This window comes from Leeuwenhoekiella parthenopeia (assembly GCF_020782115.1).
Classification (GTDB): domain Bacteria; phylum Bacteroidota; class Bacteroidia; order Flavobacteriales; family Flavobacteriaceae; genus Leeuwenhoekiella; species Leeuwenhoekiella parthenopeia.
On sequence record NZ_JAJGMW010000014.1, the window covers coordinates 1 to 12097 of the forward strand.

At 39.5% G+C, this 12097-nt stretch carries 13 protein-coding genes; all 13 read right to left on the reverse strand.

The genetic code is table 11. The features are described 5' to 3' along the window. The coding region (locus LLW17_RS11270; protein WP_228228726.1) for a transposase at window positions 1-184 on the reverse strand (184 nt) is incomplete at its 3' end. Between the two features lie 25 nt (window positions 185-209). Next, a complete protein-coding gene (locus tag LLW17_RS11275) occupies window positions 210-2141 on the reverse strand; it encodes a transglutaminase-like domain-containing protein (protein ID WP_228230368.1) in 1932 nt (643 codons plus the stop codon). A 188-nt stretch (window positions 2142-2329) separates the two neighbouring features. After that, complete coding sequence (scpA, locus tag LLW17_RS11280; protein ID WP_228230369.1) at window positions 2330-4453, reverse strand: methylmalonyl-CoA mutase; 2124 nt, start codon at window positions 4451-4453, stop codon at window positions 2330-2332. A 3-nt stretch (window positions 4454-4456) separates the two neighbouring features. Further along, on the reverse strand, window positions 4457-5092 hold the full coding sequence (locus LLW17_RS11285) for a hypothetical protein (protein WP_228230370.1): 636 nt from the start codon (window positions 5090-5092) through the stop codon (window positions 4457-4459). Continuing rightward, window positions 5085-6533 carry a methylmalonyl-CoA mutase subunit beta gene (locus LLW17_RS11290; protein WP_228230371.1) on the reverse strand — a complete coding sequence of 483 codons (1449 nt, stop codon included), beginning with the start codon at window positions 6531-6533 and terminating at the stop codon, window positions 5085-5087. The genes LLW17_RS11285 and LLW17_RS11290 overlap by 8 nt, the downstream gene beginning before the upstream one ends. After that, window positions 6526-6861, reverse strand: a complete 336-nt coding sequence (locus LLW17_RS11295) for an FtsB family cell division protein (protein ID WP_228230372.1) — start codon at window positions 6859-6861, stop codon at window positions 6526-6528. The genes LLW17_RS11290 and LLW17_RS11295 overlap by 8 nt, the downstream gene beginning before the upstream one ends. Before the next feature lie 16 nt (window positions 6862-6877). After that, the gene (gene udk, locus LLW17_RS11300; protein ID WP_228230373.1) at window positions 6878-7486 is read right to left on the reverse strand and encodes a uridine kinase; all 609 of its coding nucleotides are present in this window, start codon (window positions 7484-7486) and stop codon (window positions 6878-6880) included. 114 nt (window positions 7487-7600) lie between these two features. Then, window positions 7601-8014, reverse strand: a complete 414-nt coding sequence (locus LLW17_RS11305) for a DUF6691 family protein (protein WP_228230374.1) — start codon at window positions 8012-8014, stop codon at window positions 7601-7603. Further along, entirely contained in the window at window positions 8014-8571 is a 558-nt protein-coding gene (locus LLW17_RS11310; protein ID WP_228230375.1) for a YeeE/YedE family protein, read from the reverse strand. Before LLW17_RS11310 ends, LLW17_RS11305 begins: the two co-directional genes overlap by 1 nt. A gap of 188 nt (window positions 8572-8759) precedes the next feature. Next, window positions 8760-9986, reverse strand: a complete 1227-nt coding sequence (locus LLW17_RS11315) for a porin family protein (RefSeq protein WP_228230376.1) — start codon at window positions 9984-9986, stop codon at window positions 8760-8762. A gap of 73 nt (window positions 9987-10059) precedes the next feature. Further along, on the reverse strand, window positions 10060-10524 hold the full coding sequence (locus LLW17_RS11320) for a hypothetical protein (RefSeq protein ID WP_228230377.1): 465 nt from the start codon (window positions 10522-10524) through the stop codon (window positions 10060-10062). Between the two features lie 253 nt (window positions 10525-10777). After that, window positions 10778-11155 (reverse strand): hypothetical protein, encoded by a 378-nt coding sequence (locus LLW17_RS11325; protein ID WP_228230378.1) that lies wholly within the window; start codon window positions 11153-11155, stop codon window positions 10778-10780. Window positions 11156-11442: 287 nt separating this feature from the next. Further along, window positions 11443-11946, reverse strand: a complete 504-nt coding sequence (locus LLW17_RS11330) for an OmpH/Skp family outer membrane protein (RefSeq protein WP_228230379.1) — start codon at window positions 11944-11946, stop codon at window positions 11443-11445. Window positions 11947-12097: the final 151 nt, after the last annotated feature.

Here is a 12097-nt window from a genome sequence, read left to right on the forward strand (position 1 = left end):
ATCCTTTCTCATTAAAGTTAGAAAATTTATAAATCCATCGGTAAATACTAACACAAGGTATGTTGTGCAACATCGATAGTTGGCTAGCACTATACTTACCGGATTCAAAATCTTCGACGATCTGACGCTTAAAACTCTCAGAATAAACACGCCTCTTTTGGATGATTTGTACGTTGGATTTCATTGTTAATCACGTTTAAGTGGTCAACCTATATCAGGGACGTACAGAGTACGATTTGTTCATTGTAGATAGCCCTTAAATTTGAAATGAATTCATTCCACTGCTCAAAATCTGAGGTTTCAATTTTGGCATTCTTGATATTAAAGGATTTTTTATACACGATGCTATTTTCAAGTTTTTCAAAAGAAACCTGCACATCAAAGTTTTGTGATGAAACACTTAAATCCTGAGGAATATGTTCAACTAGATATTCAGACGGGATTTCGAGGATTGTCGTAGATTCTAAATTCTTTTTGTAGTCAAAGAGATAATCTGTTTTTCTTTCTTCCAGCAAAAAGTCTTTCAACTCTTTATTAATGTCCAAATCAATATATACCGAATTATCAAAGGAGGAGACCGCATTTTTGACATTGATCTTGTAGGCGATATTTAAGGTTGTTTCACGGTCAGAGAGGTCATTTGTTACGATATCATCCACAACAATATTATTGTCCCCATTCATTAAGTAATAACCTAGAAACTCATCTTTATTTTCCTTTTTAAAGGAATCAAAAAAATTAAGTAAACTGGTTCTACTTTCACCGTTAAAGACTTTGGTGGCGTCTCCAATTAGTTTATCATCTACGATTGTAAACGTATAATTTTGAATTTCTTTATTAAATGTTGAATTGATTGCAGGTACTTCCTTAAGAATGAAGTCTTCGTCATTTTCGATCAATGCCTGCTTACCCTGAATTCTAAATGCGTATTCTCCCAGGGGATTGAATTTTTCTGTACCGTCTAAAAAGATCATTTCACCATCTTTAAACAGTGTACAAATCATATGATTATCTACGCCTAAACTTGGGATAGAATAATCGTAAGCAATCCTATTTGTCCCTATCCAGGTAAGTCGTGCATCATAGCCCGCTTCAATTAACATTTGCTTAATCAAATTTGCCATTCCCTTACAATCGCCATATCTTTTTTCAAAAACATTTGAAGCCTCATCGGGTTTAAAACCTGCGATGCCATCTTCAAAAGCTATGTAGCGAATGTTGTCCTGTACCCAATAATAGATGTTTTTTATTTTTTCTTCATCAGTTACAGCAGCCTGAGTTAATTCGGCAACTTTTTCCTTTATTGAGGTGTTGTCGTTTTTAAGATCTTCGACAAGAATTTTGTACCACGCGTACAGGTCTTTTGTAGATTCAAACAATACTTGCTTTTGATTATCTCCATCCTGAAAAGATTTAGCAAGTACTAATATATGCGGGTAAATATGCGTCGGCCCCGGTGTACCTGATTCCCTATAAAAAGCAGGTACGTTTTCTAAGGTATAGATATAGGTAGTAGTTTTATTTTTTTCTCCCTGAATAACCTCTTTGGTAATTGAAAGATTATCAAAATTCATCTCTCTCAACTCTAATTCTAACCAGGAAGGCACCTCAAACCTTATTACCTTTTTTAAAATGGGATAATCATCATTAAAAAATACCTTAGTCAGGTATTTAATATCCTTATATTCTTTTTTGATATAACTGGTTGCCCTTGAGCCGATAACGGGAAAGTTAATATTGGCATATTTTACCCTGGCATCATTGTAAAACAGTTCATTACTTTTATAAGCTTCCTCTTTTACAGGAGTGTCGATGCGTCTACCTTTCAAATCCTTAATATCAAACCGATCAACGGAAGACTGGGAGTCATAAAAGCTATATTTTTGAATATCTGAACGTGGATCAATATTTATTAAAGATTCCTGAATTTCCTGAATAACCTCTACTTTATGAGTATTCCTATTTACGCCAAAAGCGAAAAAATCTTCACTTTGATCTAACACAACGGAAGCTTCGGGATATTGTTCTTTTAGGGATTTGGCGAAAATTACATCTTCGGTTGTGGGCTCGATATCAATTTGAGAATACGAATAAAGAGAGCTGAATACGGAAAGGAATAAGCAAGTAACTGGTTTAAACATAGCAGCTTTAAAAGCTACTAATATATATCATCAAATTATTTTAATAAATTTTTAAGTAAAAAAAAGAGTGTTTGTTTAGCTATTTAGAATGAAACTACTAAAAGCTTAGTTGCAATCTGCTTTGCATTTCAAAATGTTCAATCTTATTTCAATTCTGGTTGAAACCTGTATTGCAACCTTATAATTGGTTACTCAAAAGTCTTCAACAAAATCTCTAAAATCGAAATCGCGGCCTCACTGATTTTTGAACCGGGTCCAAAAACCGCCACTGCGCCGGCGTCAAACAGAAATTGATAATCCTTACGCGGAATCACGCCACCCACGATTACCATAATGTCTTCACGATCGAGTTTTTTGAGTTCTTCAATAACCTGTGGGACTAAAGTCTTATGGCCTGCCGCGAGGGAGGAAACGCCCAGGATGTGCACATCATTTTCTACCGCCTGGCGGGCGACTTCTTTTGGGGTTTGAAACAGCGGACCAATATCAACGTCAAAGCCTACATCAGCATAGCCGGTTGCGACTACTTTGGCTCCGCGGTCGTGGCCATCCTGGCCCATTTTGGCGATCATAATACGGGGCCGACGCCCCTCGAGTTTTGCAAAATGATCTGCCAGTTCCCGGGCTTTCACGAAAGCGGGATCTTTTTTAATTTCTTTACTGTACACGCCGCTAAAAGATTTGGTTTGTGCTTTATGTCTGCCGTAAACCTCCTCCAGTGCAGACGAAATTTCACCTAAAGAAGCACGTTTACGGGCTGCCGCTACTGCTAAAGTTAGCAAATTACCCTCGCCGGTCTCGGCACAGGTTGTTAAATCGGCCAGGGCTTTTTCAACAGCTTTAGAATCCCGGGTTGCTTTTAGGGTTTTAAGACGCTCTATTTGAGATTTGCGCACGGCATCGTTGTCAACCTCAAGGGTAACGATATCATCCTCGCTGTCCAGGCGGTATTTGTTGACGCCCACAATGATATCCTGACCACTATCTATACGGGCTTGTTTACGCGCAGCGGCTTCCTCAATACGCAGTTTGGGAATTCCCTTTTCAATGGCTTTGGTCATCCCGCCAAGCGCTTCAATCTCCTGAATGTGAGCCCAGGCTTTTTCGGCGATTTCGTGCGTCAGGTTTTCTACATAATAGCTTCCCGCCCAGGGATCTACCGTTCGGGTGATTTCGGTTTCTTTTTGTAAATAGATTTGCGTATTGCGGGCAATACGTGCCGAAAAGTCGGTAGGCAGGGCGATCGCCTCATCGAGCGCATTGGTGTGCAGGCTTTGTGTTCCGCCAAAAGCTGCAGCAGCCGCTTCTATGGTCGTTCGCGCCACGTTGTTAAACGGATCCTGCTCCGTAAGGCTCCAGCCACTGGTCTGGCAATGGGTGCGCAGGGAAAGCGACTTTTTATTTTTAGGATTGAATTGCTGCACGATTTTCGACCAGAGCATACGCGCCGCACGCATTTTGGCAATTTCCATAAAATGGTTCATCCCAATCGCCCAAAAGAACGACAGCCGGGGCGCAAAGTCGTCTACACTCATTCCGGCGGCAATACCGGTGCGTAGGTATTCGAGTCCGTCTGCTAGCGTATAAGCGAGTTCGATATCACAGGTTGCACCGGCTTCCTGCATATGGTAACCCGAAATGGAGATCGAATTGAATTTTGGCATCTCTTTGGCCGTAAATTCAAAAATGTCTGAAATGATGCGCATCGACGGGGCAGGAGGGTAGATGTAGGTGTTGCGCACCATAAACTCTTTTAAAATATCATTTTGTATGGTTCCCTGTAATTCTTCGGGTTTTACGCCCTGTTCTTCGGCAGCAACAATATAAAACGCCATAATGGGAAGCACTGCGCCGTTCATGGTCATCGAGACGCTCATCTCATCTAACGGAATCTGGTCAAAAAGGATTTTCATATCCTCAACGCTATCAATGGCAACACCGGCTTTACCCACATCACCTTCCACGCGTTCATGATCGCTGTCATAACCACGATGGGTGGCGAGGTCAAAAGCAACTGAAAGTCCTTTTTGCCCGGCTTTTAAATTGCGGCGGTAAAACGCATTGCTTTCTTCGGCGGTAGAAAAACCGGCATACTGACGTATCGTCCAGGGTCTACTCACATACATCGTGCTATACGGACCGCGCAAATAGGGCGGAATACCTGCTGCGAAATCCAGATGTTGCAGGTTCTCCAGATCCCGAGCGGTGTACTGTTTTTTAACCGTGATTTCTTCGGCAGTAAGCTGAGAATCGCTCGAAATGCTATCCGCTTGAAACGCTTTAATTTTAAGATGTTGCAGGTTTTTGCGCATAGTTTAAATTTTCATTCGGCGAATAAACGGATCAAAATCAGCTTCAAAAGGCGTGTTGAAAATAAACTGAAAGGTTTGATTATTCCGGGTACTTATAAGGTAAATATGCCTGTAATTAATTAGCGTTTCATCAAAATTGGAAAGTTTAAAAACAGCTTTAAAGATCTTTACATCATCTGTGGCACTGTACTTTGCGGTTTGCTTTTCGAAGAACAGATCAGGGCCCGACGCATCCTGTTGGTTTTTCCTGATCATCGCAAGCATATACTTGGCATCCTGCCTTTTAAAATCGAAGTAGGAAAGGCTATTGACTGCGCAAAACGAGTAATTTTCCTTATCGTAGAGCAGGTAGAAATTACCTTTTACATGATCTCGTAAATTGGTAAATAAAGTTATGAAAGGATCAGTAATACTATCATTAAGCTGCTTTGCTTCGTACTCATACTGACTAATCGTATATTTTTCAAAAGTATTGGGCAGGTAGATTGATACCGCGTCTTTATCGAGGCTAAAATAGCTGCCCTGATCAGCTATAAGCTCGGGTTGTTCAGGTGCTTTTGATAAGCTGGTCGCGGTTTGAACGACTTCTTTGCACGAAACAAGAAGTACGATTAACACAAAAAATAACAGTCTATTCATCGTTCAGGCGTTTTTGCTCCATCGCTTCCGAAAGACGTCTCACGATAATGGGTTGTATGAGCGTCTTGCGGGGTTTGACTTTAAGGAAAGGATATAACTCCAGCTCGTTTTTCATAAGATCATCTGTATTTTGGTATTTGTTTGTCCCTACCAGAATTTTTTCGCTCGTATCAAAAAGCGCCTGTTCCTTTTCAGCAGCTTCCTTTATTTTATTCTGAATTTTTCCTTCAATGAGTTGAGTCACGAGTCCGCCACCTGCTTCAATTTCTTTGAACAGGGTCAGCGCCTGCTCTGCCAGCTGTGTGGTCAATGCCTCAATATAATAAACGCCTTCTGCGGGATTTGTTACCTGATCAAAATAGCTTTCGTGCTTTAGAATGAGCAATTGATTGCGGGCTATTCGTTGGCCAAATTCGTTGGTCTTGTGGTAAATGGCATCATAAGCCAGACTACAAATCGCATTTGCCCCGCCCAAAACCGCACTCATGACTTCAGTCGTGGTGCGCAGTAAATTGGTATTGTAATCGTAAAGCGTTTTGTTGCGCAGGGCAGGAGTTGCAAGTACGTGACATGTTTCCGGTAGCTTGTATTCTGATGCCAGACTTGCGTAAAGCAGGCGCAGGGCACGAATTTTTGCAATTTCGAAAAAGTAATTAGAGCCCACGGCTACTTTAAACGTGAGTGTTTGATTTTTGAGTTGGTCGCCAAAATGATTGAGGTATTCATTGGCGTGAGCAAGAGTATAGGCCAATTGCTGAACAGCCGTGGCTCCCGAATTTTGATATCCCGTCGCATCAATACCTATAACGTTATCGTGCGCACTATTTAAAAAAAGGCGTTCCAGGCCTTTAAAATCGGTTTTTTGATCAGAAAACCAGTTTCCGGTAAAGGCCAGATTGCCCACCGGATCTATGTTGAGAAAAGATTTAAAGGGTTTTGACTTTAAATTTTCGCAAAGCGAAAGCATAAATTCAGGGTCGAAAAAACTCAGGTTAAAATACAGACTGAAGGATTCCGCCGGAAGCGCATTTAGTAATTTTTTACTGTCAAAAGGTTTATCTGCTTTTAGAACTAAACTTTCGGCACCCTTCTGAAGCACCTCACGTACAGTTCTGGTTGTTTGTTTTTCGTCAAGAACATAAATTTCTTCAGCGATCTGCCAGGATTGCGGCTGTCCGGGAATTGAAGTGACCGTTGTACTTTCCCGATGATAAAAAGGCTTTACGTGAATGCCTTCCGGGCTTTTCCAAACCAAGGAGTCGTTATAATCTTCGCCTTTAAGATCGTATTGAATCCGTTGCTTAAATCCTTTTTCGCTTACGGGATCAAATTCGGCAAACAGTCCGGTTCGTTTGTCTGGCACTTCCTGACTGGCTTCAAAAACCGCGTCAATGGCAGATTTAGTTTTTTTACTCGAATTTTCGTCCGGCTGGTTATTCATCTTCTTTGAGTTTAAGGCTGTCTTCATACTCGATGATGAAAATTTCTTCGCCTTCTTTTTTCATATGGTATTCTTCGCGGGCAAATCGCTCCAGTTCCTGACTGTCTTTAAGCTTATTGATTTGATTGCGATCCTGCTGAATTTGCTCTTTAAAATAAGCCCGGTTTCCCTCAAGCTTGTCTATCTCATCGTCCAGTTCGTCATGAATAAACCAGGAATTGGTGTCAAAAAAGACCATCCAAACGGTAAAAATCACTAGAAACAGCACGTACTTATTCCCTAAAATACGAAACCATTTTTTTTGACGAAGTTTTTTAAGGATTGACACAGTGTTCGTATTTAGTTTAGACCAGACGCTCGTTGATAATACTGCGAACGATATCTATTGCCACGGTATTGTAACGGTTATAAGGTATGATAATATCTGCATACTCTTTGGTAGGCTCTATAAACTGCTGGTGCATCGGTTTTAAAGTGGTCTGGTAGCGCGTAAGCACTTCTTCTAAATCCCGACCGCGTTCTGCAATATCCCGCTTCAGGCGACGTATAAGGCGCTCATCTGAATCTGCGTGAACGTAGATTTTTACATCAAAAAGATCCCGTATTTCAGGATGGGTCAAAATTAAAATACCCTCTACAATTACGACTTTTCGCGGATGCGTGATTACCTTATCGCTGGTGCGGTTGTGCTTTACAAACGAATAAACAGGTTGTTCTATGGTTTCACCCCTGCGCAATTGTTCGAGATGCTCACAAAGCAATTCAAAATCGATGCTTTTAGGATGATCAAAATTGATTTTTACGCGCTCGTCATAGCTCAAATGCGACGTGTCCCGGTAATACGAATCCTGCGAGATAACGGTCACCTCACCTTCGGGAAGTTCCTGTACAATTTGATTGACTACCGTTGTTTTACCGCTGCCGGTTCCCCCGGCGATACCAATAATGAGCATTTTTGTGACTTTAGGGGTAAAAATAGGAAACTTCGTGCATTAAAAAAGCCCCCGTTAAGGAGGCTTTATCAACATTAATACAAAATCAGAAAGGCTAGGGACCAATCTTAATTATCAATGCGGAAGCTTATTTCGTAACAAACCGTAAATAAAGGTACCCAGTAAGGCACCAAAAATTACAATAAGGATAGAAACGTAGCCTGCACCTGCAAGTACATACATAGGTCCGGGGCAGGCACCTGCCAATGCCCAGCCCAAACCAAAAAGAGTTCCGCCAATCGCATACCGGTAGAAGCTTTTATTTTTAGGCTTCAAATGCATGTCCTGACCTTTTAGTGTTTTTATGTCAAAACGTTTGATGAGTTGTATACCCAAAATACCTAAAATCAAAGCGGAGCCAATGATCCCATACATATGGAAGGAGCCAAATTCAAACATTTCGTAAATGCGAAACCACGAGGCGGCTTCAGACTTATACATCAGGATTCCGAAAAAAGTTCCTACAACTAAATAAAATAAAGTTTTCATTATAAGAATAGTAAGGGATAAATTAAATGAATCATCACCATGCCACCGGCAAAAAAACCAATCACGGCGATGAGGGAGGGGAGCTGTAAATTACTTAAACCTGAAATGGCGTGGCCCGAAGTACAACCGCCCGCATAACGTGCGCCAAAACCTACCAGAAAGCCACCAATGATAAGGATAAGGATGTTAGCCGGATCGCTCAGTGCTTCCAGGCTAAATATCTCGGTAGGCATATAGGCTTCATTAGCCGAATAAATACCGTAAGTCTCCAGTTTTTGAGCGACATCAGGATTGATTTCAACCGTATTGTTTGAAAGGTATTGCGAGGCAATAAAACCTCCCAAAGCAGCACCTACCATAACCAGTAGATTCCAGCGTTCTTTTTTCCAGTCAAATTTGAAAAAATCTGCGGCTTTACCGCCACCCGAAGCCGCACAGAGGTTTCGAAGATTAGACGACATGCCAAACTGTCTGCCGGCAAAAAGTAAAATAAACATGGTAAGCGCAATCAGGGGGCCTGACACATACCAGGGCCAGGGATCATAAATCCAATTCATGTACAGGGGGTTTTAAGGGGTTTCTTTTTCAATGCTTCATCTTAGTCTGGCAAAGAACCAAAAACTTGCATGAAGGTTACGTAACACGTGTTACACTTAGCGAAAAATACCTGCATCTGCTTTAAAAGGAATTGATTATCAAAGCCTTTTGGTATGAATTGTTTTTATAATCAGTTTAAACTTCTAAACTAGAAGAGTTTATAACCTAACATAAGACTCATTACTTTATAGTCGCTAGAGATACTCATAAGATTGGTTGTTAGATCACGAGTAGTGTTATATCTGAATTCTAATGAATAGCGTCCCCGGTATTTAAGACCGGCACCAAGGAAGAAACTTTGACTTGCCCTTATTTCAAGTGTGCCTTGTGTGGTATTACCTCGTGAGTTAATGATTTCATCATTTGAATCAAAATGATATTGCCAACCGATGTTATAAAAAGCTGCAAAATTTGAATTTAAAAATGAGTAATATCTAATACCAATTGGTACACTCAAGGATTGATAATCAATAGTGCTGAAAAAGTCACTTGAAGGCCCTGAATTTCCTTCTCTAAAATAATCTCCTTTATAGGATTCGTAATAGGGTTCTAATGTAATACCCCATTTGTTTTTATTGAATGGTAATAGCCACTCAGCTTCAAGCCCGAAACGAGCGTTTGTACTAGTTCCAAATTCAATATTTCGACTACTAGATACCGGATTTAAAACTACAAGGTCTGTGAAGTTAATACCCGCTCGTACAGATAGGTTAAAATCTGACTTTGTTCCTTTGATTTCATAATTTACAAATGGCACGTTCGAACATATGTTTTGTTCAAGAAAGTAGTCTGTTAAGTCGCTATTTGTGTAATCAAGATTTATCAATTGCTTTATGGTTTTTCCCTTGCAATTAACTTCATTAAATAATTGTTGCTGAAAAGTTTTGTTTTCCAGGGTTTTTCGGTTTTCAAAAAGATAAGTTTTATAAATCAGTTGTGATATTTCAGAATCCTTAACCCTAAAAAAATAGCGCGTTAATTGACCATCTTTATATTTATAGAGAGTGGCGCTTCCCTCGACCAATACTTCCAGAAAGAGTGTTTCTTTCTGAAATGCCGGATTTCTGTCCATGCTCATATTGGCAATATCATTGGCAGACCTATCGATGTCAACGGTAGCACGTATATATTTTGATACATTGTCAACACCAAATTCCTTTACTGTATTAATGTCCTTTGTTTGGGCTTTTGCAGAAGCATCTGTTTTGAATTCGAAGGCAGACGGATTATTTCCCCAATCATCGTTTTGAATGAGACCATTTACTTTTTGCCCCTGATCTGTAATATAATAACCCGGTTCGAAGGTTATCTGGGCACGTACCGTAAAAGAAAATGTAAAAAGTAGTGTTAAAAGCTTACATATCTGGTTATTCATAATGGCTTTGATATAGAGAATAGATTTAAAAATGGCGTCATTATTTCAGACTTTAATCCTGTTTTAATTAATGCTATTGGGATTTCATTAATTTTTTAATTTTCCGAGAAGGCTTAATACTATTCTCAGGCTTTGCGCAATAGGAAATGAGCAATTCTTCTGAACGGTCATAAATTTCCTTATTAGTTAAGACTATGTCAGGATTATCAAGAACTACCTTGGTCATAGCAGCCATATAAAGGCTTAGTAAATCAGAATTTCCTTTTGCTAAATCTGTTGCTTCACTGCTGATTTCAAATGTGTAATCTGGGGTACCCTGCATCCAGTTTATAATGTATCTTATGGCATTGACTCTTTTAAGTTCAGCTATATTTGAGGGGTTTTCGAATAAATAGTTTGCGGCTTCTAAAACCTTCGGTTCAGCAGTCTTGTAGGATTCTAGAGTTTCAAATTTAAAGTTTCCTAAATCGTTGTAGTCTTGAGTAAAGCCTTTTAAAGAATAGCAAAAAATAAATGCAATGATGAGCAGTTTTTTCATAATAAAACACTTTTGTGTTATCGGTTTGTTAAAAATACATCTAAGAATGGAAAGTTTATTACGGAAATCCATAAAAATGAAAATCATTTTTACTTAACCACCTGTTCTAAAATGTTTTCACTAAAATAGCAGACTCGTTTAAGACAATCCCAATAAATTGAAACGAGAACTTGAAGAAGCCAGAATTCTTTCTTAGATAGATGCTACTGGCAGGTAATGCACTAAAATGAAAAGGAATTTAGAGGTTGTGTCTCTAATTAAGTTCTATATCGGTTATGACCAGCGTGTACTGCGCATCGTAAGTCTCCAGTTCTTCAAATGTCCAAACCTCATTTTCTATGGGTTGCTGTTGATAGACTAAAACCAGTTCGCCGGCACTATCTTCAACGTATAATTGAATCTCATCAACAACAGAACCGGGAGCAACAAAGGTGTCAGAATTGGTATTCACAGCAATAAATTGGCTTTGACCTACAGGGATTACCACTTCACCGGCAGTTTCAGAAGTGTATACCAATTCTACTGATGAGCTGTTTTGAATGAAATATTCGGTTCTAAACAAGGGATCTTCATCATCGCATTGGGTTGCCATAAGAAGGGGAGCCATAAAAAGGAGAAGTAATTTTTTCACGATTATAGTGTTATTTATTGAATAACAAGATACTAAAACCTTGAAAAGGTTGCGTGAATCCTTTTTTTGGTTTACCAAAGGAGAATACCCACAAAAAGTTGCAGCGTTTACGAATTCCAGAAAAAACAATTTAAATAAACTTAATTCATAGTGCCTGAAGCAGCAGTAATTTCATAAATCAGTCATTTAATTTTAACGGGATTTTAGAGACGCTGTTAAAAATAAACCCCGAAGCTACTTACATCGGGGTTTAAATACCGGTTATTTAGTTAATACGGTTGATTTTTTTATCGATTACCAAGAGAACGTCTCACATCAGGCATCAAATCTTTGCCTTTAGCCATCACCAAACCGTTGTCTTTTGATGAATCGAGAACATAAAGAAAGCCGAGATCTTCTGCGATTTTAGTAACCAGTTCGCGGGCCTTAATGCGAATAGGACCGTAGAGGAGTTCTTTCTTTTCGGCGATTTGCTTTTCAATATTCTGTTGTGATTGTGCCAAATTGCGTTCCATCAGTTCCAATTCGCTTTTACGTTTAGCGTCTTCTTCAGGAGACAGGGTAGGGGCTTCATCCTCATACTTTACAAATCGAGCCTGATATTCGCGATAAGAGGTTTCAAAATTTTGTTGATACGCCTGTCGCAGACGGCTAAGCTCGAGTTCTGCCTGATCGTTTTCGGGCATTAGGGTATATAATTGTTCCATATCGATATGGGCAACGGTACCTTGCGCGTTTACAGAGAACTGACTCAAAAGCCCAACAAAAAGGGCAATAATAAACTGTTTCATATTGAGGTTTTAATCAGAGATCAAACTAATACCCGTAAAAATACAGCTATTAGTTTGATCTCTTTAATAGACTGTTTTAAATCTACAAGGTTTCATAAACTGTACCATTTAACAAAGTTTTCTTAAAAAGAACGACTTCGCATATGCATTT

Coding starts and splice junctions, on each gene's coding strand:
- LLW17_RS11275 (WP_228230368.1), bottom strand. CDS start 2,141: ATGTTTAAACCAGTTACTTGCTTATTCCTTTCCGTATTCAGCTCTCTT.
- scpA (WP_228230369.1), bottom strand. CDS start 4,453: ATGCGCAAAAACCTGCAACATCTTAAAATTAAAGCGTTTCAAGCGGAT.
- LLW17_RS11285 (WP_228230370.1), bottom strand. CDS start 5,092: ATGAATAGACTGTTATTTTTTGTGTTAATCGTACTTCTTGTTTCGTGC.
- LLW17_RS11290 (WP_228230371.1), bottom strand. CDS start 6,533: ATGAATAACCAGCCGGACGAAAATTCGAGTAAAAAAACTAAATCTGCC.
- udk (WP_228230373.1), bottom strand. CDS start 7,486: ATGCTCATTATTGGTATCGCCGGGGGAACCGGCAGCGGTAAAACAACG.
- LLW17_RS11305 (WP_228230374.1), bottom strand. CDS start 8,014: ATGAAAACTTTATTTTATTTAGTTGTAGGAACTTTTTTCGGAATCCTG.
- LLW17_RS11310 (WP_228230375.1), bottom strand. CDS start 8,571: ATGAATTGGATTTATGATCCCTGGCCCTGGTATGTGTCAGGCCCCCTG.
- LLW17_RS11315 (WP_228230376.1), bottom strand. CDS start 9,986: ATGAATAACCAGATATGTAAGCTTTTAACACTACTTTTTACATTTTCT.
- LLW17_RS11320 (WP_228230377.1), bottom strand. CDS start 10,524: ATGAAAAAACTGCTCATCATTGCATTTATTTTTTGCTATTCTTTAAAA.
- LLW17_RS11330 (WP_228230379.1), bottom strand. CDS start 11,946: ATGAAACAGTTTATTATTGCCCTTTTTGTTGGGCTTTTGAGTCAGTTC.